Annotated in this window: 17 protein-coding genes; 7 read left to right on the forward strand and 10 right to left on the reverse strand. The window is 52.0% G+C overall.

The window, feature by feature from the left end:
- Nucleotides 1–53: 53 nt before the first annotated feature.
- From GU926_RS10795 to GU926_RS10835, 9 genes are all read right to left on the reverse strand, one after another.
- Nucleotides 54–1,361 carry a sensor histidine kinase gene (locus GU926_RS10795; protein WP_160691725.1) on the reverse strand — a complete coding sequence of 436 codons (1,308 nt, stop codon included), beginning with the start codon at nucleotides 1,359–1,361 and terminating at the stop codon, nucleotides 54–56.
- The gene (locus GU926_RS10800; protein WP_160691727.1) at nucleotides 1,345–2,727 is read right to left on the reverse strand and encodes a sigma-54-dependent transcriptional regulator; all 1,383 of its coding nucleotides are present in this window, start codon (nucleotides 2,725–2,727) and stop codon (nucleotides 1,345–1,347) included. The genes GU926_RS10795 and GU926_RS10800 overlap by 17 nt, the downstream gene beginning before the upstream one ends.
- A 198-nt stretch (nucleotides 2,728–2,925) precedes the next feature.
- Entirely contained in the window at nucleotides 2,926–4,107 is a 1,182-nt protein-coding gene (locus GU926_RS10805) for an ABC transporter permease (protein WP_160691729.1), read from the reverse strand.
- Entirely contained in the window at nucleotides 4,104–5,345 is a 1,242-nt protein-coding gene (locus GU926_RS10810) for an ABC transporter permease (RefSeq protein ID WP_160691731.1), read from the reverse strand. The genes GU926_RS10805 and GU926_RS10810 overlap by 4 nt, the downstream gene beginning before the upstream one ends.
- Nucleotides 5,346–5,355: 10 nt before the next feature.
- Nucleotides 5,356–6,048 (reverse strand): ABC transporter ATP-binding protein, encoded by a 693-nt coding sequence (locus tag GU926_RS10815; protein ID WP_160691733.1) that lies wholly within the window; start codon nucleotides 6,046–6,048, stop codon nucleotides 5,356–5,358.
- A gap of 124 nt (nucleotides 6,049–6,172) precedes the next feature.
- Complete coding sequence (locus GU926_RS10820) at nucleotides 6,173–7,648, reverse strand: TolC family protein (protein WP_160691735.1); 1,476 nt, start codon at nucleotides 7,646–7,648, stop codon at nucleotides 6,173–6,175.
- An 8-nt stretch (nucleotides 7,649–7,656) separates the two neighbouring features.
- On the reverse strand, nucleotides 7,657–8,907 hold the full coding sequence (locus tag GU926_RS10825) for an efflux RND transporter periplasmic adaptor subunit (protein ID WP_160691737.1): 1,251 nt from the start codon (nucleotides 8,905–8,907) through the stop codon (nucleotides 7,657–7,659).
- 744 nt (nucleotides 8,908–9,651) lie between these two features.
- Nucleotides 9,652–11,724 (reverse strand): insulinase family protein, encoded by a 2,073-nt coding sequence (locus GU926_RS10830; protein WP_160691739.1) that lies wholly within the window; start codon nucleotides 11,722–11,724, stop codon nucleotides 9,652–9,654.
- Between the two features lie 89 nt (nucleotides 11,725–11,813).
- Complete coding sequence (locus GU926_RS10835; RefSeq protein WP_160691741.1) at nucleotides 11,814–13,130, reverse strand: M16 family metallopeptidase; 1,317 nt, start codon at nucleotides 13,128–13,130, stop codon at nucleotides 11,814–11,816.
- 204 nt (nucleotides 13,131–13,334) lie between these two features.
- On the opposite strand from GU926_RS10835, the gene GU926_RS10840 reads away from it, so the two are divergent.
- The 7 genes from GU926_RS10840 to GU926_RS10870 all read left to right on the forward strand — a co-directional run bounded on the left by GU926_RS10840 (nucleotide 13,335) and on the right by GU926_RS10870 (nucleotide 20,216).
- Nucleotides 13,335–13,766 (forward strand): hypothetical protein, encoded by a 432-nt coding sequence (locus tag GU926_RS10840; RefSeq protein WP_160691743.1) that lies wholly within the window; start codon nucleotides 13,335–13,337, stop codon nucleotides 13,764–13,766.
- A 660-nt stretch (nucleotides 13,767–14,426) separates the two neighbouring features.
- Nucleotides 14,427–16,856 carry a penicillin acylase family protein gene (locus tag GU926_RS10845; RefSeq protein ID WP_160691745.1) on the forward strand — a complete coding sequence of 810 codons (2,430 nt, stop codon included), beginning with the start codon at nucleotides 14,427–14,429 and terminating at the stop codon, nucleotides 16,854–16,856.
- A 49-nt stretch (nucleotides 16,857–16,905) separates the two neighbouring features.
- Nucleotides 16,906–17,637 carry a hypothetical protein gene (locus tag GU926_RS10850; RefSeq protein WP_160691747.1) on the forward strand — a complete coding sequence of 244 codons (732 nt, stop codon included), beginning with the start codon at nucleotides 16,906–16,908 and terminating at the stop codon, nucleotides 17,635–17,637.
- A 69-nt stretch (nucleotides 17,638–17,706) separates the two neighbouring features.
- Entirely contained in the window at nucleotides 17,707–18,039 is a 333-nt protein-coding gene (locus tag GU926_RS10855) for a hypothetical protein (protein WP_160691749.1), read from the forward strand.
- Between the two features lie 66 nt (nucleotides 18,040–18,105).
- Entirely contained in the window at nucleotides 18,106–18,375 is a 270-nt protein-coding gene (locus GU926_RS10860; protein WP_160691751.1) for a hypothetical protein, read from the forward strand.
- Nucleotides 18,376–18,405: 30 nt separating this feature from the next.
- The gene (locus tag GU926_RS10865; protein WP_160691753.1) at nucleotides 18,406–18,975 is read left to right on the forward strand and encodes a helix-turn-helix domain-containing protein; all 570 of its coding nucleotides are present in this window, start codon (nucleotides 18,406–18,408) and stop codon (nucleotides 18,973–18,975) included.
- Between the two features lie 59 nt (nucleotides 18,976–19,034).
- Nucleotides 19,035–20,216 (forward strand): hypothetical protein, encoded by a 1,182-nt coding sequence (locus tag GU926_RS10870; RefSeq protein WP_160691755.1) that lies wholly within the window; start codon nucleotides 19,035–19,037, stop codon nucleotides 20,214–20,216.
- 108 nt (nucleotides 20,217–20,324) lie between these two features.
- Here the strand turns inward: GU926_RS10870 and GU926_RS10875 are convergent, their stop codons facing one another.
- Complete coding sequence (locus GU926_RS10875) at nucleotides 20,325–21,125, reverse strand: tetratricopeptide repeat protein (RefSeq protein WP_160691757.1); 801 nt, start codon at nucleotides 21,123–21,125, stop codon at nucleotides 20,325–20,327.
- Nucleotides 21,126–21,131: the final 6 nt, after the last annotated feature.

Genomic DNA, 21,131 nt, shown 5'->3' on the forward strand with positions numbered 1-21,131 from the left:
GAACATCGTTTTTGGCCTATTTCCTAGGAAACACGCCAAAAACGGTTCTTGCTTTAAGCTTCGGTGAGGTCAATGGCAAACGCGGTGATGCCGTCCTGCCCGGTCTGCAAGGAGAATTTGAACCCGTGCTGCAGCAATATTTCCCGAACCATGGTCAAGCCAATGCCCTGCCCGTTCACTTTGGTACTGAAGAAGGGTGAGAAGAGCTTTTCCTGCACCTCAGGGGAAATGGGTTTACCGTTGTCCTTAATAAGCAGCCGCGCCGGCGAGGCACTGGTCTGCACCTTCACCCAGCCACCGGGCTCAGTGGCTTCCAGTGCATTTTTGACTACGTTGATTAGGACCTGTTCCAGTTGTTGCACGTCTACGGCTACCATAGGAGATTCCTGGTCCAGATTCCATTGCCAAGTCACCTGTTTCTGCTCAAAGCTAGGCGCCATCAATCTATGAATGCCCTGCAACAATTCATGCAAATGAACCGGCCGTTTGACCGGCACGGGTATGCGTACCACGTTGGCAAAATTGGCCATGAAGCCCGCCAGGTTCTGGTTGCGGGTAATGCACACTTGCAAAGCCTCGTCAAAGTCTGGCTTGGTGTCTGCGTCCAGCTGAGGTGCGAAGTACTTGAATGAATTAAGAATGGAATTGACGGCGCCGATGGAATTGTTGATCTCATGACTCATCATTCTAATGAGTTTCTCATAAGCGTTGCGCTCCTTCTCCAGCAACTCCTGCGTAAGTTCTTCTATTAAGAGAAAGTACCTATGGTAGCCTCTATCCAAGAACCTGATTTTACGGCACCGGTAGGTCTGGATGCCATTGGGCCTGATGACGCGTTGCTCGTCCTTAGGAATACTCTCCAAGGAATTTCCCCAATGGCCGGGCAGCTCGCCTAGCGCTTTGCCCACCACGTCTCTGCTGGAGGCCTGCAACAGTTGTGCGGCGGCGGGGTTCAAACCCGCCACGCGGTCATAAGTGTCTAATAGAATAATGCCAGAGGGCGAGGCTTCAATAAGGCGTTCCAGTAGAAAATGCTTCTCGGTTTGGGTCACGCGCTGCTGCCGCAACTCGTCCATCATCTGGTTATACACAGAAATGAGTTGGTCCACCTCTTGCTGGCCCGTCTCCATGAACTTGATGGAAAAATCGCGGTCTTTGATGGATTCCACGCCGGCGGCAATCAGGTGCATGGGCCGCACGAAGGACAGGTACAACCGGTAGGTGAACACCAGACTGATGACAATCAAGGCCTCGGCCATCACAAAAAGCACCTTGTCATAGCGCAACAACTGCCAGGCCAGCACGCCCATGGCCAGGTACAGAACCGCTACCGTGAGGATGAACTTATTCCGCAGCGTCATACGGAATGTTGAATTTCTCCAGCCTTCTATACAAAGAACCTCGGCTCACGCCCAAGGCCTTAGCCACTTTGCTCACGTTGTTATTATAATGCGCCATGGACTTTTTGATCATGCTGGCTTCCAGCTCATCTAAGGTCATAGCGCCCACAGACGGTAAGGCTTTATCCTCCTGCTTGCGCAGGCCGCCCTGTAGCTGGTTCATGAAATCATCTTCGGTGAGCAGGCTCTTGCCAGACACTAGCACGGTCCGTTCCACCAGATTCTTGAGCTCCCGTATGTTGCCGGGCAAAGGCTGTTCCTTGAGCCAGGTCAAGGCTTTGGCGCTTACTTCTAGTTCTTGCTTATGGTAGGTCTTCTTGAGGTTATTGACAAAGTGCTGCACTAGCAAGGGAATGTCCTGTGGACGTTCGCGAAGAGCGGGTAGGCGTACCGTGATTAAGTTAATTCTGTAATAAAGGTCCTCTCTGAACTTACCTTCCAAGACCATCTCGCGCAGGTCGCGGTTGGTGGCGCAGATGACGCGTATGTCCAGATTGCGGGAGCGGCTATCGCCTAAGACTTCATAGGTACGGTCCTGGAGCACGCGCAAGAGTTTCACTTGGCTGCTCATGTCCAGTTCGCCAATCTCATCCAGGAAAATGGTGCCTTTGTTGGCCATCTCAAAACGGCCCACGCGATCGGCTTTGGCGTCTGTGAACGCGCCGCGGCGGTGCCCGAACATCTCACTCTCAAACAAACTCGCTGAAATACCGCCTAAGTTAACCTTCACGAAAGGGGCTTTAGCACGATGGCTGTTTTTATGAATGGCCTCGGCAATGAGCTCTTTCCCCGTGCCGCTTTCGCCCTCAATTAAGATAGACGCGTCTGTGGCACTGATCTGGCCAACGTTGCGCAGCACTTGTAACAAACCCGCATCTTCGCCCACAATCATGGAGAAGTCATAGAGCTCGTCCAGTTTTTTTCGGGTGAGTTTATCGGTGGCGGCTTCGCGGGCGGGTAGGGACAAATCAATCGCCGTCTGGACAGCCTGCAGCAGGTAGTCGTTGTTCCAGGGTTTGGTAATGAAATCGGCGGCGCCGGCTTTAATGCCCTCTACGGCCAGGTTGATGGATCCCCAACCGGTAATCAAAATCACCGGAATGGCGGGGTAGAGTTCTTTCAGTTGCCCTAAGAGTTGCAAGCCGTCCTCCCCGGTGGTTTCCATGGAGAAGTTCATGTCCATGAGCACCAACTGAGGACGGTGCTTGACTGCGGCCTCTAAGGCCTCAGGCTGATTGGTGGCTTGTACGGTCGTGTAACCGGCCTGCTTGAGGAGCAGACTTAGAGAGGCCCGAACGGCAACGTCATCGTCTATAATAAGGATCATGGTTCTTTGGAGCGGGTAAGTGAAGGTAGCGTTTTTAAGCCGTTTTCTGAAAAACAGGCCAAAAACGGAATCTATATTTAAACTGGCGCGAGTCTGAAGACTCACGCCAGTTGGTTTTTCGTTTTTGGCCTGTTTTCTGGAAAACAGGCCAAAAACGCAGGAGCGTAGTTCCCCCTCTCAACTGGAGAGGGGCTGGCCCTACTCTTCATGCAAGGCCACGGCCGGCTGTATGCCAGAGGCCTGGCGGCTAGGGTACAGGGCGCACAAGGCGGTGAGCAGGAAGATGAAGAGGCCCGCCAAGACAATGCCTTGCCAGTAAATCTCACTAGACACCTGAAACACATCCAACAACGGAAACTGCACGGCCAGCAACAAGCCCAGCACTACGCCAAAGAAAGCCAGCACTATTACTTCGCCTACAAACTGGGTTCTGATCTGGCGGGTAGTAGCACCCATGGCGCGGCGCAATCCAATCTCGCCGGTGCGCTTGTTGATGTTGTACCACAGCACGCCAAACAGTCCCAAGGCCACGTTGAACACCAGAAACCCGCACACCACGGCCAGAGCAATCAAAGGCACCAACGTGAAATTGGCCTTGTTCTGGCGCATCTTCTCCAGGGTAGAAACATCCATGGTCCAGCCTTTGGCAATCTGCCCCAGCTCGCGCATCATCTTTTCTTCAAATTCTACGCCCGTACCCGGCTTCACTTTTATCAAGAGACTGTTCCAGCGCCATTCGTTGTTCTTCTGACGGTCAATGCGGGTAAAGAACGCTCCGTCTTCGGCGCTATATTCACTGGAGGCCCTGAAATAATCCGTCACGCCAATCACTTGGTACTGCACAGAGTCATTCATAGGAATCACTTTCCCAATAGGGTCCACGTCATGGAACAAGTCTTGCTGCAGCTTGCGGTTAATCACAATGGGCTGGCGCAGAGAGGTCCCGTCCTGCGGCCCGAACCAGCGGCCCTGCACCACTTTTAGTCCCATCACGTCTTTATACTCATCTTCTACGTCATACTGGTTAGCGTCATAATCTTTGACGTTGCCATAGGCAAGCCGGTTGTTCATAGAAGAGAAAGAAAACGGGGCGTTGCTGCTTGAGAAGGCCGCATGTTCCACCTCGGGGAAGCTGCGCACCCGTTGCATGATCTGCTCCTGGGTCTGGGCGTTCTGGGCCGCAGAATCTGACCGGGTCTCCAGAGAAAGTAACCAGACGTTGTCATAGGCAAAGCCCAGCGGCTTCTGGTAATTGTGGTAATTGTAGAGCCCGAAGCTGATCACCCCAAACAGCACCAGAAAGGAGAAGAATATTTCAGAAATCAGAAGGAAGTTACTTTTCTTCCGGTTCCAGATTAGTTTAAACAGATGGCGTATCATTTTGTACCTCCTCTTAGTGCCTCAACGGCGTTTAAGCGTGACATTTTATAAGCAGGGTAAACCCCAGAAATCAGCCCGAACACCAGGCACAGCAGAATACCCCAGGCAAACACTCTTATGTTCAACCCCAGGTCTGCATAGACAATAATGCCGCTGTTATTAATAAGGTGCATAACACCCAAAGAAAGCACCAGCCCCAGTAAACCGCCAATCAAGGTCAGGAACACGTTCTCCACCACAAACTGGCCAATAATCACCTTAGACGATGCACCAAAGGCTTTTCTCACGCCAATTTCTGAGGACCGCTCCATGATGCGACTGATATTGATGTTGACCAGGTTGATGGTAGGCAACAGCATGAACAAAAAGGCCGCCAAAGCCAGCAAGGTGTAGAACAAGCCAATCTTAGAGTCCTGGCCTCTGCCCAGGGCACTGCGGGCGAAGAACTCCAGAATAGTGTCCGGGAAAGAAAACAGTTGAGACACTTCCTTGGGGTTTTTAATCTCTACCTGGGTCATCATGTGGGCATATTCGTCCTTGATTTTAGGCAGGTCACCCGCGGTTTTGGCCTGGATGATGCCCATGAATGTACCGCGCAGCCCATCGTTCTTAAACTCATTCTGCCGCAACGTGATAGGCACCCACACATCTGCGTAAGAGTTAAGTCTCAACACCGGCACGTCTTTCACCACGCCCACTACCTTGTAGGTGACTTGGTTGACCACAATGTCCTGGCCAATGGCGGCGGCATCCCCGAAGTACTTTTTGCGGGTATTCTGGTTGATGACCGCCACATGGCTGGCATTGGCTACTTCCTGCTCATTGAAGGCGCGGCCTTCCAGGAACTCAAAGTCCAGAATCTCCCAGAAGGCCCGGTCTGTGTGTTTCAGGTCCAGGGCCAGCTTCTGGTTGTTCACATAGCTGTTCACCATGTTGAACACAGAGCTGATGGAGACTTTTTCCGGGGTCGGGAGGCTTTTCACGTAATGGTCCAGGAAATAATAACTGGGGGGACCGCTGGTGTTGTAGCCTTCTTCGCCCTGTTCCCGCATCATGTTCACAAACAGCAAACGATCTGTATCACGCTCTGGCATTTGCGGACCGAAGGCATGGTCAAACAATGAAGTCACCACCATCAACACCATCAAGGTAAAGCTGATGCCAAAAAGGCTGATGAAGGTGAAGAACTTGCGCCGTTGCAAGACCTTCCAGGCAATTTTTATGTAGTTCTTTAACATGGCCGTGGTCTTAAATCTGGGCTTCCAATACCAATGAATCTGCCACCTGCTGGCCGTCAAAGAACCTGATGAGACGGCTGGTCTTGTGGGCCATGTGCTCATCATGCGTCACCATAACAATAGTGGTGCCTTCTTCTTTGTTGAGTCTTAGCAGGATGTCCATAATCTCCTCGCCCATCACGCTGTCCAGGTTACCAGTAGGCTCATCTGCCAGGATAATCTCGGGGTTACCAGCTAGCGCTCTTGCAATGGCCACACGCTGGCGCTGACCACCTGACAGTTGGCTAGGAAAGTGACGAGTACGAGTGCTCAATCCAACTTTCTCCAAGGCTTCCAACGCACGTTTGCGGCGCTCTGAGCCAGAAATATTGCGGTACAGCAGAGGCAACTCCACGTTGTCCACCACAGATAGGTCATGAATGAGATGGTAACTCTGAAAGACGAAGCCTATTTTCTCATTCCGGAGCTTGGCCAGTTGCTTGTCTGAATGCGTTTTCACGGGAAGGCCGTCAATGCTTACCTGGCCGGCAGAAGGCTCATCCAGCAGGCCCATGATGTTGAGCAGGGTGGACTTTCCGCAACCCGAGGGGCCCATGATGGATACAAACTCGCCGCGTTCCACGTGCATGTTCACGCAGTTGAGGGCTACCGTCTCTATGGTCTTGGTGCGGTAGACTTTTTCAATGTTAGATAACTGGATCATAGTCTTTAATGTGCTAAAGTGCTAATTTCTAATTGTACTATTTTCTTCTTCATCGCCTGTTGAACAAGGCGCAATAGGTACTGTCGTTTTTGGCCTGATTTCCGGAAAAGAGGCAAAAAAACGATTACTCATTGGCCAGCAAGGGCTGACCGCGTTCAAAGTCATATAAAGTAAGCGCCCGCAGGCGGTAATAAGCTACCCAGAAATCCTGCAGGGCCGAGATAAAAGCCCGGCGGGCCTGGTCTTTTTCCTGCAAAGCAATGTTCAAATCTGTAATGCTGATGCGGCCCACCAGAAACGTGGCCTTGGTGATGTCGTAGCGTTCCTGGCCAATAGAGTCTGCGGCGGCGGTGATTTTGAGGCGCTCCTGAAGTAGTTCTATCTGGTTTACCTGCGTCAGGACGCTCTGTTCAAAGGCCGTCTGTTCCTGCTCTACCGTGTATTGGGTAAGTTGCAGTTTGGCCTGCGCCGTTTTCACTCTCCCTTTCTGCTGACCCCAATCTACAATAGGAAGACTGAACCCTACTGTTACCTGCTGTTGGTTTTCTGGGCTGCTGAAGCTTTCTGTAATGTTGCGCGCGCTTTTAGAAAGGCCATAGGTAGCGTATAGATTGGCATTGAAGCCACCGTTGCCCCTAGCAGCCGCCACGTCCTGCTGGGCCTGCAACACCTTCCGCTGGAACTGGAAGTGCTCCTTGCGGTTCTGGCGCGCCTGGTCCAGCGCCGCTTGTTCTTCTACCTGCAGTTCGGGTACTTCCTGCGGCGCCATTACGGTAACTTTCTCTCCCTGAGGCAAACCCACATAAGCGGCAAACTGCATGGTGGCGGTCTTCAGCTCAGTGGCGGCCTGGGCCTGGGCCATTTGGGCGTTCATGAGGCTCAGCTTCAGTTGCAGCAACTCATTGCGGGACAGTCTGCCTAATCTGTATTTCTCTTCGGCCACTTTGAACAGCGCCTGGTTGTTGGTCACGTTCTTGGAGGCAATCTCATGGTTCACCTGTTGCAACAACACCTCAAAGAAGCGTTGGGTGGCGGTAGTGGCCAGTGTCTCGCGGTCTTCCACATACTGGCGCTCGGCCTCCTGGTAGCGCAGTGGCTCAATCTTTTTATCCCAGGCCAGGCCATTGTAGCCAAACAGCGGCTGGTTGATGCCAAAGATGGCCGGGAACGAATTATAGTTTCTGATGCCGCGGTTAAAGTCATCGAAGCGCTGGGTAAGGGAGGTCACAAACACTTCGCCCCCGGTCAACCCAATAGACTGACTCACCGACAACGCCATGTCTGAGTTACTGATGGACACCGCCCGGTATTCTGTGGTCCCGTCTGGTTGTTCTACCGCCTTATTGGTTCTACTGAAGTCTGGCAACGTACCTTTTAAGATAAGCTGCGGACGGTAGTTGGACTTGAACGTGCGGTACTGCCAGTAGCTGCTGGTTTTGTTGGTCACGGCCTGTTTGGCCGCAATAGAAGAGGACAAAGCCAGATCAATGGTTTCTTGCAGCGTGAGTTGGCGGCCCACCGACGAAACCGTCTGCTGAGCGTAGGCTCCAGGCGCCAGGGTCACTAAGCCCAACACTATATAATATAGAGTCTTTTTCATGGCGCAGCCTAATTATTGGTGAGGTGAAGTTCCTCTAAGTGCGCGTACTCCTTGGTGTTAGAGAGAATGATCTGCTCACCGGCGGCAATGTCTCCTTGCAGTTCCACGAAGTCAAAGTTGCTAGCCCCGGTTTTGAGCGTGCGCCTAATGGCTTTATCTCCCTGCACTACAAACACGGCCTGCTCTTTGGCGCCTGTATAGAAAGGGCCGTTCTTCACCCGCAGCACATTGGGCCTAAAATCTGTGAGCACAAACACTTCTACCCGCAGGTTAGAGCGCAAGGCCTGGTGGTTTTTCTCTTGCAGGCGCACATAAAAGGTGATGATGCCGTTCTCTACCTTGGGCTGAATGTTGGCAATCTCGCCGCGCAAATCTGTGTTGTTGATGCGCACGGTTACAGGTCCGTCCACTTTCAACTGCTCAGCATAGGTATCTGAGATGGTGGCTTTTATTTTAAAGCTGCTGAGGTCGGCTACGCGGGCAAGTGGTTCGCCGGCGTTTATGGTGGCGCCAATCTCTTCATTCACCCAGGTCACCACGCCTTTGCGGGAAGCCTTCACATCTGCTTGGTCTAGCTGGCGCTGTAGTTGGCCAATGTCTCGACGTTTCATCTCCAGCTCAAAACCCACGTCTTTCATGCCGATGCGGGCGGCCTCCTGCTCATCTTTGATTTGGCGTTGCAGTTGGGTCAGTTCCAATGAGGCTACTTTCAAATCAAGCTCGGCTTTTTTGACGTTCTCCTTGGTACCGCCGCCAATAGAAAGTAGATATTGTTCATCTGCAAGCGCGGCCTGCAGGCTTTTCACGCGCACTTCCTGCACAGCATAGCGCGAACGGAGCTGGTTCACGTTTTTGCGGAGGTCATTTTCTACCTGGGCGGTTTTGTTTTGCTTAAGCTGCTGCTCGTCTCTGAGTTTTTCAAAGGAAGTTTGGGCCAGTTGCTTGTCTAATTGTAACAGGGACTCGCCAGCGGTAACCTGGTCGCCGGGGGTATGCAAGACGCGCTCAATCTTGGCTTGGATGGGGCTGGTGATGACTTCTTCGTTCTCAGGCACCACAGTACCGGTTGCAGTCAATGATGCTTCCACGGCGCCCACCTCCACCGTGGCAAACCGAAGGTCAGACTTGGCCACTCTGGTCTCCAACAGCATCCGGAAACCCACCACGGCCAGTAGCACAATGACCATCACTCCACCAATGAGCCAGATTTGGCGGCGCCTGGCTTGCTGAACAACGGTTTGGGGTAATTCTCTATCCATTTTCTTGAAGGTTTCTTGCCTTCCCCTATCCAAGCCGCGTGCCAAATTATATATTATTGATTCACAACTATTTACAGCGGTCATAAAGTAGACCCACTGTCCAGTATTGGACAGTCTGGTCCAGTTGTGGTCAAGTATGCAGAGTTATTTAGGTAAACTTTCAAGCGGAGAATATTCCTTTTCGTTTTTGGCTTCTTTTTGAGAAATCAGGCTAAAAACGATGAGAGGTTTGCTGGTAAAACTCCTGAAGACTAAAGGAAAGAAAGGTTGGTCAGGCGGTGAACAAGAAGTGGGAAGTTCACATTATCTATAAATCAGTGCCTCCCTATTTTGTCATCCTGAAAGGATCTTAGTGGCGAACTGTTGCAGCGTTCACCAAGAGGAATATTTTGGTTTGTAAAAGAGAGGAATAGAGGATTAGTGTTTTATAGCTACTGACTGTCTATTTCGCCACCAAGATCCTTTCAGGATGACAAAGGGAGGAGAGGATAATTAGAGAGGGAGAAGAAAGAGGTAAAAAAGGATGATAAGAAGAAGAGAGAAACTAAGAACGACTCTTTCGGCTTCCTTTGGTTTCCTTGTAGAGGTTCCCGTTGGGATTGGATTACGAACTGCTTGATCTGAGAAGCACCTTGGGAGGATACTTCTACTGTTGGGTAGGCACAAAAAAACCGCCTCCGTTTTTGGCCTGTTTTCTTGAAAACATGCCAAAAACGGAAGCGGTTGCTGCAATTTAGAGAACCCTTACTTCACTTTGAACAAATCGTCTTTCAGGTTTTTGTTGATTTCAATGCTGGTGACGGTAGAAGACAATACCTGACCGCCAATGTGCAGGTCAATCTGGTGCGGGTACTTGATGCCGTTTACTTCGCGATAGTCTTTGAGGTCGGTGGTTTGGTTGGCGGTGCCTACCGAGGTTTGCTCTGTGGCTACTTCGCGTACTTTCAAGCCGGTCTCTTTATCAAAGTAGTGGAAAGATTTTTTGCCGCTGGGCAGGATCAGTTCCAACTTGTAGGCATCGCGGCCTTCTACTTTCTCCATGGTGTTCAAAGCCAGTTGTACGCCCAGGTTGTTGTAATTGAGTACGCTGAAGAGAATGCCTTCCAATTTTTGGTCCTGCACTTCTATGGCGCTCAGCTCTTTCACCTGGCCCTGTGAGCTGATGGCTCCCTGATTACCATTAATGGTGACGCGGTTGAGTTCGTCTGGCCCGTATTTGGTAGTCAGGAGCATTTTATCAAAACCTTTCTGCTGCTGGATTACGGCCAGTTCACCGCCCGGCACTTTCATGGTGCGCTTGAGGGTAAGGTCTTTCACCTTGGCCACGTTGGCTTGCCCGCCAATGGCGTTGATGTAAGAAGCCAGCACGCTCTCCACGGTCACGCCCGCCGGAAGTGAGTTGATGGGCGCCTCGGTCTTCTCGCCGTAGGCGTTGTAATAGGCAATGGGCTGGCTGGTGTTGAAGCGCTTGAGAGAACCGGCTACTTCACGAGCGTTGCCCACTACGGCCAGGTACGCATTCTCTGGTTGCAGGTACTTTTGAGCCACCCGCTGAATGTCTGCCGGAGTAACGGATGCCACATTCTTGAGGTAGTTGGCATAGTAGTCGTTGGGCAGGCCGTGACGGGCGGTGTTGATCGCGAACATGGCCACCGTCAAAGGATTCTCCAGTGAACGCGCAAACGAGCCGGTCATCATGCTCTGCACTTTCTGCAGCTCTTGGGCGCTTACTGGTTCTTTGCGCAAACGGTCCATCTCCCACAGAATCTGCGTGAATGCACTGTCTGTCACGGCGTTTCTTACGCTGGCATAGGCTGTAAAATAACCAGCCAACTTATCAGCAGACAACGACGAGTTAGAGCCATAAGTATAGGCGTGCTTCTCGCGTAGGTTGGCATCCAGGCGGGCAAAAGAGCCGCCCAAGATGTTGTTCAGCAAAGAAGCCGCTATCACATCCGGGTTGCTGGGCTTCAGGTCTACGGCATAGGTGACAGAAATCTGCGACTGTACTGCGTTAGGACGGTCAATGAACGCCACCCTGGTACCCGTCAAGGCAGCTGGTGCTGGGTACGCCGTGGCAGGAACCGTTCCTTTCTGCCACTTCCCGAAGTACTGTTTAGCCAGCGTCTTGGCCTGTTTCACGGTCACGTCGCCTACAATGGCCAGGTAGCCAATGTTGGGCCGGAAATACGTGGCATGGTACTTCTGCACATCGGCTAGGGTGATGTTCTCCACGGTCTTCTCGGTCATGACGCCGCCGTACGGATGGTTTTTCCCGAACAGCAATGACTGCTGCAGGTTCTGCTCCAGGGTAGCCGGGTCGTTTTTACCGGCGGCCAGGTTAGAGAGCATCTGCTTTTTGAACTTGTCCAGCTCCTCTTGCTTGAACTGCGGATTCTGGGTCACGTCTGCGGCCAGCTCCATCAATTTAGGCAAGTGTTTTTTCAAGCCACTCGCAGAAAAGCCAGACGCATTGGTGCTGAGAGTAGCACCTATGAAATCCACTTCTTCGTCCAGTTTGTCTTTGGGGCGAGAGACGGTCCCGCTGCGCATCAAGTAGCCCGCCGCCGAAGTCAGGCCTACTTTATCGCCTTCCAGCAAAGGGTCACGGTCCAAGACCAAGCTCATGGCCACTTTAGGCAGTTGGTGGTTTTCTACCACGTATACTTTCAAGCCATTGGACAAGACAAACGACTCATACGCGCCCAGCTGAATGGTAGGCGCGGGGCCTGCCACGGGAGGTTTTTGTTGTGCCTGCGCTACGTCTACCACCGCGGCAGAAAGCGCTAAACAGAAAATAGAAATATATTTTTTCATCGAAATCTAAACTAAAAAGGAATACTGCTGAAGCCTTGAAAGCGGCGTTAAGGCCCTTCTCCCAATCTTCAAATCTCTACATCTTCAAATTATCTTTCCTTAGGAAGATAGTGCAACACCACGCGGTTCTCTTTGGTGAGGTACTGGTTGGCCACCCGCTGAATGTCCTCTTTGGTCACGGCCAGTAACTTGTCCAGCTCTGTGTTGATGAGGTTGGTGTCTTTGTAGAGCATGTGGTATGAAGCCAGTTTCTCCGTGCGGCCTTCCAGCGTAGAAATACCGTTGATGAAATCTGTCTCAATCTTGTTGCGCAGCTTTTGGAATTCCTGATCGGTGATGGCTTCGGTTTTCACGCGCTCAATCTCCACGTCCAAAGCCCGCTCCAGGTCCTGGGCATCTACGCCCATGTTGGCAATGGCCAGGTTGATGAACAAGCCCGGGTGCTCCAGGGGCATAGGGATAGAAGCCACCTGCACCGCTTTCTGCTGGTTGTCTACCAAGGCTTTGTTCAACCGCGAGCTCTGCCCTCCTGACAACAGCGTGGTCAACAGGTTGATGGCGTATGAATCTGGCGTACCCTGCGCCGGAATGTGATAAGCCTGAATAACCGCTGGCAACTGAATATTGTCAAAAATCACGCGACGGCCTTCTTCCATCTGGGCTGGCTCCGTGACGCTAGGTCTGATGATGGGAATGTTGCTTTTAGGAATGCTCCCGAAGTACTGCTCCACCCACGCCTTAGTCTGGTTCACGTCTAAATCGCCGGCAATGGTCAACGTAGCGTTGTTGGGCACATAGTAGGTCTTGTAGAAGTTCATGAACTCCGGAAGAGACGCCTGGTCTATGTACTGTGCGGAGCCAATGGGCGTCCAGCGGTACGGAAACACTTCATAAGCGGTGGCAAAAGTGTTTTCCAGCAAAGAGCCGTACGGCTGGTTGTCTATGCGCTGTTTCTTTTCTTCTTTCACTACCTGGCGCTGGGTCTCAACACCCTGCTGGTCAATTTTGGCAGATTTGAGGCGGTCGGCTTCCATCCAGAGGCCCAGGGCCAGTTGGTTGGACGGCAGAATCTGGTAGTAGTAGGTGCGGTCAAAGGAGGTGTTGGCATTTACGGTTCCGCCCGCGCTCTGAATCATGTTAATGTACTTGCCCCGCTCCACGTTTTCAGAGCCTTCAAACATCAAATGCTCAAAGAAATGCGCAAAGCCAGTACGGCGCGGATCTTCGTTCTTGGAGCCCACGTGGTACATCATGGTCACGGCCACGGTGGGCGTGGTTTTGTCCTGGTGCAGAATCACGTGCAGGCCGTTGGGCAGGTCATATTCTGTGAAGGCAATCTTGTTACTCTGCGCGGCGGCGGCGAGGCCGGCACCCAGCAACAGGGCACTTAGTACTAAGCGTTTCATTCAAAAAGCGTTAAAAGAAAGTAAGGGTAGTCAGGTCAGTTTGGCGCAAGTTTTAGGTAAGCGTCCTTAAAAATAAGGCAAAAAAATGGAAAACACCTCTATTCGCCTGACTGCCTTACTACTAGAAATAAATTTTTGCGTGTATATTAACCTTTGGCCTGTTTCGCGTTCTAAGACATAAACCCTTTAATCCCCTTGTATAGTATGAAGACATTGAAGAAAGTAACCCGGTTGGCATTTGTGTTCGCACTTTTCTTACTAGGCACCACGGCCTTTGCCCAGCAGGCCAATTCCAGCAACCCCAGAGCCAGCCTCACCGCCGAGCAACGCGCCCAGGCCCAAGTGCAGCGCTACCAGAAGCAACTGAACCTTACCCCAGAGCAAACGGTTAAAATCACCGCCATTGTGACGGCCTCCGTACAAGAGATGGACAAACTGCGCACGCCCGGCACCCGTCCAGACCGCCAAGCCATGCAGGCCGAAGCCCAGAAACGCGCCCAGGAGATCAACGCCATCCTCACCCCAGCCCAGCAAGAGAAGTTTGCCGCCATGTTAGCCAAGCAGATGGAACAGGGACAAGGCAGAGGAGGACGCCAACCCATCAAAGGCACCAACAAAACCAAAGGAGACATTTAATCCATCCTCTTCAATAAGAACAAAAAGCCGAAGCCCACCGCTTCGGCTTTTTCTTTGCGTGCCGTTTTTGGCCTGTTTTCCGGAAAGCAGGCCAAAAACGCGATAGCGCAATTGCTTCTTCCTCAGGGAGAGGGGCTTCTTCCTCAGGGAGAGGGGCTTCTTCCTGTATCTGGCGCGAGTCTCCAGACTCGTGACTGGGGATGCCGGGCAGTCACCTGACTGCCCTCGCGGGCACCGCGAAACCGGTACGCATTGCTTTCTCCTGCTGAAGTTTATCTGCAAGAGTAAGTCATCCCCTACCCCCTTCAAAGGGGGACGGCATACGTGTTGATCGGAGAGACCAGGCACTGCCTTGTCTCCTGCGCATTGCTTTCTTTGACGATAAAAGATCTGCTGGTGTAAACACCCCCCTTCGCCACCCTCAAAGGGGAGAATCTGTAATATGGACGGTCTTTAACACAGACGCTCGCAAGTACTGGCGCACGCTACGAGGTCTTATGAGCAGGCGGCATTGCCGTTTTTGACCTACTTTCTGGAAAACAGTCTAAAAACGAAAACGCAACACGCCACCTTATTTCTAATTCGTAATTTCTACTATTTAATTGTCCGCTGAAGGCGGAACATCTATATTTCAGGACGCATCTTTTTGCACCTCCCTCTATGAAATGGTTGAAAGCGGCTCTGGCCACCTTCCTTGCAGTATTGGTTGTCTACGGACTGAACAGAAACTATGGAACTGAGGTACCCGCATTGGGGCCGTTTCTGAGCCCCTATGAAGGTTTTTGGCTGAACAGTGAACGGAATGGAGATTTCACCTCTGAAGAACTGACCATTGAAGGACTGCGCCAGCCGGTCCAGATTCGGTTTGACTCCTTGCGGGTGCCGCACATCTTCGCGCAGAACGACCATGACCTGTACCTGGCCCAAGGGTACGTCACGGCTAAAGACCGGCTCTGGCAGATGGAGTTCATGACGCACGCCGCGGCGGGTAGGCTTTCTGAGATTATTGGTGACCAGACCTTGGCCCTGGACCAGTACCAACGCCGCATGGGCATGATGAAATCTGCCAAGGAGTCGCTGCAGAAATTCTCTTCTGACCCTGCCTCCAAAGCCTTATTAGACGCTTACGCCGCGGGGGTCAACGCCTACATTAAACAACTTTCGCCGCGGGAGTATCCATTGGAATACAAGCTTCTGAAATACGCGCCAGAGGCCTGGACACCTTTGAAAACGGCGCTATTGCTGAAGAGGCTGGCCTATGACATGACCGGTTTCTCTGATGATTTGCGCATGACCAACAACCTGCGCAAATATGGAAACTCGGTCATGCAAGACCTTTTCCCAGACTATCCTTTCAGGGAAGAACCCATTATTCCGGTAGGCACGCCGCAGAGTTTTAAACCGCTTCCCATTCCCGCTACTCCGGCAGAATTTGTGGCCGGTTTGGCCTCTCATACATTAGAACGGCAGAAGCCCGAAAACCTGGGCAGTAACAACTGGGCCGTGACGGGTACTCGTACGGCCAACGGCTATCCTTTGCTAGCCTCAGACCCGCATCTGAACTTAACCTTGCCGTCTATCTGGCACGCGGTGCAGTTGCATGCGCCGGGCGTGAATGTGTATGGCGTGATTATTCCGGGAGCGCCGGGCGTGGGCATTGGCTTTAATGAGCACATTGCCTGGGGCATGACCAACGTGGGCTCAGATGTGCTGGACTGGTACGAAGTCAAATTCAAAGACGCCAGCCGCCGGGAGTACTGGCACGACAACCAATGGAAGCCCATCAAACGCGTGTTAGAGGAAATCAAAATCAAAGGCAAGGCTTCTAAAATAGACACGGTTCTGTACACGCACCACGGCCCAGTGGCCTATCTGCCTAATGAAGAACCTTACCGAAAAGCTACCACGCCCATCGGTCACGCCTTGCGATGGACGGCCCATGACACCCAGAACGAACTCATGGCTTTGCACAGCGTGAACCGCGCTACCAATTACCACGCTTTCAAAAAAGCCCTGACCACCTGGGCGGCCCCGGCCTTCAACTTTGTCTACGCCGACAGCCAGAACATTGCCATTATCTCCAACGGACTCTTCCCCAACAAATGGAAAGGCCAAGGCCAGTACCTGCTGGACGGCTCTAACCCCACCCACGACTGGCAGGGCTGGATTCCCATGGACCACGTACCGCAGGTAATGAATCCGGCTAGAGGCTTTGTGAGTTCTGCCAACCAATCACCGGTGTCGCCCAAGGATTATCCATATTATTTAGGTTCTTCTTTTGCAGGGTATGAGCGCGGTGCCCGCATCAACCAACGCCTGTCCGCTATGACCAAGGCCGTACCCGACAGTTTTAAGCTGTTGCAGATGGATAACTTCAATGTGCATGCGCAGAATGTCCTGCCCACCTTGCTGGCGCAACTAGACACCAAAGCCTTTACATCTGCCCAGCGTCAAGCCTATCAAGCGCTCAGCACCTGGAAGTACCAGTATGTGGCAGAAGCGGTCGCGCCGTCGGTGTTTGAGGAATGGTGGCAGGCGCTTAGCCGCAACACTTGGCGAGACGAATTCCCCGTGGAGAACTTCAAAGTCCCGGCCCGTGACAGGACCGTACAGATGCTGTTACAGGAACCCAACGCCCAATGGTTTGACAACATAGAAACTCCGCAGAAGGAAACCATGCAAGACGTGATTCAGGTGTCCTTTACACAAGCAGTGGACAGCCTGACCAAAGACTACGGCACGGTGAATGACCAATGGCAGTGGGGACATCACAAGAACTCCAGCATCGGGCACATGGCGCGGTTGCCCGGTTTTGGCACCAAGCTGTTTGCTGGCGGGAGCGCCAATTCCATCAACGCCCTCAACGGCAGTCACGGTCCCTCCTGGCGCATGGTGGTAGAAATGGGCCCAGAAGTAAAAGCATACGGCGTGTACCCCGGCGGCCAAAGCGGCAATCCCGGAAGCAAGTTCTATGACAACCTGGTAGAAGACTGGCGTCTGGGCAAATTGCATGAACTGTTATTCTTGACGTTTGCTGAGGATAGAAAAGAACAGACCAACGTGGTTTGGGTGATGAAGGGCAAGAAGTAAAAGTTAGATGATGTATAGACTACCCTTTATTCTCCTATTTTGCATTGCAATGGTTTCATGCCAGCCATCAGAGAAAGCGCCCATTCCAAAAGAGGAATCTACCATTGTTTCAGATTCAATTTCTCATAAGTCAGAGGCTCCATCTAAAGAGGTAGTGCAAGCAGCCACCCAGGAATGCAGTTATGATAATGAATCCAGCTCCCTAGGCATTGGCCTTGTTCTGGCACCAGATACGTTTGAGCTTTTCAATGATAGTCTTTTAACAGACCGTTATTTGGAATGGGATGTGTACTCCAGCGATGCTCCTCCTAAACCCACTTGCTCTAAATATTATATGCCAGAATACGCCATCATGCATTTTGTCTGCCTACAACAGACCAAGGCTTTTTACAAAGTGTTGGTGAATAACAACCAGATAAAATACTTCCCTAAAAAGAAGGAATATGAATTTAAGACCTGGGAAAACTACATATTAAATGGAGTTGGCATCAGGAGGGCGACAAACGAAAACGGCAGTCCGGCAAATGAAAGACCGCTCCAAAAGAATCCGTCAGAGACATCAGAATCCATAAAAATACCTGAAGGCCATGAACACTTCTGTCCGCTAGAAGTGAATGGAGATTGGGTGAAAGTCACGTACAATTGTTTCTATAACTTAGAGCGAGACCCGTATGAGGGCGAGCCTTGTCAGTTTATAGACAAATGCGCTAACCCAACCACCGGCTGGCTCAAATGGCGAGAAGAAAATAAAATTCTCATTGATATTTTCCTGATGCCCTAATCGGCTTTCCGTTTTCAGCCGCTTTTCACCAAAACAGCCCAAAAACGACCACCTCAAACTCTCACGCGTATGCTCTTCGTCCTCATTCTTATTCTCAGCCTGATTGCCCAGTTGTTTCTTCCGTGGTGGAGCGTGGCCGTGGTGTGTTTTGCGTTGGCCTTCTGGAAAGCGCATAGAGGTGGGCAGGCGTTTACGGCGGGCTTCTTGGGAGTGGGGCTCACGTGGCTGGGCGCGGCTCTCTTCTGGCAGGTAGTGAGTGATGGCATCTTGAGTGCACGGGTGGCAGAGATGTTCACGGTAGAGTCGCCGTGGGTGTTGCTGGCGGTGACCGTGATGCTGGGTGGCTTGGTAGGTGGCGTGAGCGCCGTGTCAGGGTTCTTTGTGCGGCGGGCCTTGGTGTAGCGTTTCTGGCCTATTTTCTGGAAAATAGCCCGAAAACGGCTGATTCAGATTTTCTATTTTTAACCCATGGAAATACAGCCTCGCCCGTTTACGCCCCGGCACCCGCTGTTGCAGAAGCACCTGCAATACTTCTATTTCCTGAAAACCGATTCCAGCCAGTTTGAGACACAGTACTACGCCTTTCCCAGCACCAACACCGTTTTAAACATCCACCAGAAGGCCAATTGCCAGATACAGGAGTACCATACCCACGTCTTTGAAGACCCCAGCCAACCGCACCTCGCCATTGTGCAGGGCATGCGCGAACTGGCCTTGCGCGCGCACTTGCAAGGCTAGTTAGACAAAGTAACCCTTATCTTCCATCCCTTGGGGCTCAACCATTTTCTGCCGGTGCCTTTTCTGAAGGTAGCGCCCAAAGATTCACAAGTGTTCACGGCTTGGGATGCTTTACCTGAATATCATCAGTTTTTACATGCCTTCTACGCCACCCAAGACAATACCCAGAGCGCAAAGCTCCTTGAGGACTTTCTACTGAGCGTGTACCGGCCGTTCCCGGAATATGAGGTCTTGCAGGAAGCACTCACTTTGCTCACGCAGTTTGACGAGGAACTGCCCGTGGAGGAAATAGCCCAGCGACTAAAACTAAACCCTAGAACCTTTCACAGGCTGTTCAAGAAGCACATGGGCATCTCACCGGTGGGTTACCGGAAGGTGGCACGGTTCAGGCATTCGCTCAACAACAAGCTGGTAGACGCGCAGTTCAAGAAACTCACCGAACTGGGTTACGCCAGCAACTTCTATGACCAGGCTTACTTTAACAAGGTCTACAAGCAGTTCACCGGCTCCAACCCCAGCACCTTTTTCAACTCCATTGACACCATGGCCGAGGATAAGCTCATTTTCCAGTTCCTGAAGGAAAAAGATAACACTGTCTGAAAAATACAAGCGCTGGTTGAGTAGACGGCATTTCTTTGTGCTTTCCTTACCCAAATTCCATGAAAGCAAAACTCCTACTTCCGTTGTTTTTATTATTGGGCGCACTTTCTGCCACCGCCCAGACCAAGCCCGCAACCTACCGCCTGTCCAGTCAGATTGAGACGCAGATTAAAACTGACACCGTACCTTGGAAGCACCAGAAAGGTGCCTGGGAATATTCGTTTGGGGGACATTATTTGCAGGCCTTGCAGGCGTGGGATGCGCAATACCCCACCATGCGGCGCCAAGTCACGGCCCAGGACAGCACTTTGTTTAAAACGCACGCGCCCAGCCCCGCCAAGGCATATTTGGTGGAGAAAGCAAAAAAACACCAGTTGTTCGTCATCAATGAGGCGCACCACACCGCTGAGCACAGAGCCTTCACCCAAAGCCTGCTGGCAGATTTATACAAACAGGGTTACCGGTATCTGGGCTTAGAGGCCTTGGACCAAACAGACAGCCTCATCAATCAACGCCAATACCCAGTGCAGGAAAGCGGCTACTACACCAAAGAACCGCAGATGGGCAGTCTGGTGCGTGAGGCCTTACGCCTGGGCTATACCGTGTTTGGCTATGACGCTGAAGGTAACGGAAAAGAGCGGGAGATCAACCAGGCCCGAAACATCCAGAAAATGCTCCAGAAAGACCCTAAAGCCAAAATGGTCATCCATTGCGGCTTCGACCATGTGAACGAGGGGCCATCACAGGCATGGGAGAAAGCCATGGCCGGCCGCCTGAAAGAATTTACCGGTTTGGACCCGTTCACCGTAGATCAGGAAAGCCTTACGCCCACCAGCGCCCCGCGCTTTGACGAGCCTTTCCTACAGCTTTCCAACGCACCTTATCCAGCAGTCTATCTCCAAAAAGATACCAAACAGCCCTTCACAGGTTCAGGTTCTCAGCGTACGGTAGATGTGGTAGTGGTGCATCCAAAGACCAAACTGGTCAAGGGACGGCCTGGTTGGGTGTGGTTGAAGGACCGGAAACCGTACAAACTGTCTGCCAGGAAAATCACCATTGGGTATCCGGCACTGGTCTTGGCCTACAAACAAAGCGAGGCTGGTAAAGCGGTGCCCATGGATATTATAGAAATCAGAAAGGCTCAGAATATGCCAGCCTTGGCCTTACCGAAGGGCGAGTACCGGCTTGTCCTTCAGAACGGAGCCGGACAGCAGCAGACGCTGCCCATCCAAGTGAAGTAAGCCACATAAAAGAGGACCCGTTTTTGCCCTGATTTCTGGAAATCAGGGCAAAAACGGGTTCTTTCTAAAACGAATGCTTAGACAAGCCCTAGGCAAACCAAGCTTTCTTTACCAGGTAATGGGGTCATCCTCCTCCCAGCCGTCATCATAGGAGCTGGCCATATCTTGAAAGGCGCCTCTCTTGTCTTTCAGGGCGGCACGCACATGGCTTCGGTAGAGATAGGCCACGGCCAGGTCCTCGTTGATGTCCAGGGCCTCGTCCAGGTCTTCCAGGGCTTGGGTGTATTCCTCAAGTTTCAGGTGCACGTACCCGCGGTAGGCAAAGGCAAACTCCAGATTAGCGTTCATGGCAATGGCTTTCTCCAGATCTTTAAGAGCGCCGTCAAAATCTTGCAGATAGGCCTTGGTATGGCCGCGCTGGGCCAGGGCGTCATAGTAGTCTGGTTCCAGGGCCAGGGCCTGGTCTAAATCTGCAATGGCAGCCGTGTACAGGCCCAGTTCATGGTTGGCCATGCCGCGCATGTAGTAAAAATTGGCGTTGCTGCCCTTGTAGAGAATGGCCTGGTCAAACTTCTCCTTGGCTGGCAGGTAAAACCCACCCCTGAACGCAATCTGACCCAGGTTAAAATACGCAGACCCAATGTTAGGATTCAGGCGAAGGGCTTTTCTGTAATCTTCCTTGGCGGCGTTGAAGGCGTGCTTGTCAAACTTGGCGTTGCCGCGGTGATAATACGCCAGTGCGTTGACAGAGTCCAGGGCAATGGCCTTGTCCAGCTCTACAATGGCATCGTCAAAAAGACCCTGGCTCACTTTGGCCGCCCCCTTGGCCAGAAAATCCTGCGCCGTCTGGCCGTAACCAGAAAAGTAGGTGCAAAGCAGAAGAAGAGAAAGTAAAATGCGGGGACTCATAGGGGG

The organism is Nibribacter ruber (assembly GCF_009913235.1).
GTDB classification, from domain to species: domain Bacteria; phylum Bacteroidota; class Bacteroidia; order Cytophagales; family Hymenobacteraceae; genus Nibribacter; species Nibribacter ruber.

Coding starts and splice junctions, on each gene's coding strand:
- GU926_RS10800 (WP_160691727.1), bottom strand. CDS start 2,727: ATGATCCTTATTATAGACGATGACGTTGCCGTTCGGGCCTCTCTAAGT.
- GU926_RS10795 (WP_160691725.1), bottom strand. CDS start 1,361: ATGACGCTGCGGAATAAGTTCATCCTCACGGTAGCGGTTCTGTACCTG.
- GU926_RS10815 (WP_160691733.1), bottom strand. CDS start 6,048: ATGATCCAGTTATCTAACATTGAAAAAGTCTACCGCACCAAGACCATA.
- GU926_RS10805 (WP_160691729.1), bottom strand. CDS start 4,107: ATGATACGCCATCTGTTTAAACTAATCTGGAACCGGAAGAAAAGTAAC.
- GU926_RS10870 (WP_160691755.1), top strand. CDS start 19,035: ATGAAAGCAAAACTCCTACTTCCGTTGTTTTTATTATTGGGCGCACTT.
- GU926_RS10860 (WP_160691751.1), top strand. CDS start 18,106: ATGGAAATACAGCCTCGCCCGTTTACGCCCCGGCACCCGCTGTTGCAG.
- GU926_RS10830 (WP_160691739.1), bottom strand. CDS start 11,724: ATGAAAAAATATATTTCTATTTTCTGTTTAGCGCTTTCTGCCGCGGTG.
- GU926_RS10835 (WP_160691741.1), bottom strand. CDS start 13,130: ATGAAACGCTTAGTACTAAGTGCCCTGTTGCTGGGTGCCGGCCTCGCC.
- GU926_RS10810 (WP_160691731.1), bottom strand. CDS start 5,345: ATGTTAAAGAACTACATAAAAATTGCCTGGAAGGTCTTGCAACGGCGC.
- GU926_RS10825 (WP_160691737.1), bottom strand. CDS start 8,907: ATGGATAGAGAATTACCCCAAACCGTTGTTCAGCAAGCCAGGCGCCGC.
- GU926_RS10850 (WP_160691747.1), top strand. CDS start 16,906: ATGGTTTCATGCCAGCCATCAGAGAAAGCGCCCATTCCAAAAGAGGAA.
- GU926_RS10875 (WP_160691757.1), bottom strand. CDS start 21,125: ATGAGTCCCCGCATTTTACTTTCTCTTCTTCTGCTTTGCACCTACTTT.
- GU926_RS10845 (WP_160691745.1), top strand. CDS start 14,427: ATGAAATGGTTGAAAGCGGCTCTGGCCACCTTCCTTGCAGTATTGGTT.
- GU926_RS10840 (WP_160691743.1), top strand. CDS start 13,335: ATGAAGACATTGAAGAAAGTAACCCGGTTGGCATTTGTGTTCGCACTT.
- GU926_RS10855 (WP_160691749.1), top strand. CDS start 17,707: ATGCTCTTCGTCCTCATTCTTATTCTCAGCCTGATTGCCCAGTTGTTT.
- GU926_RS10820 (WP_160691735.1), bottom strand. CDS start 7,648: ATGAAAAAGACTCTATATTATATAGTGTTGGGCTTAGTGACCCTGGCG.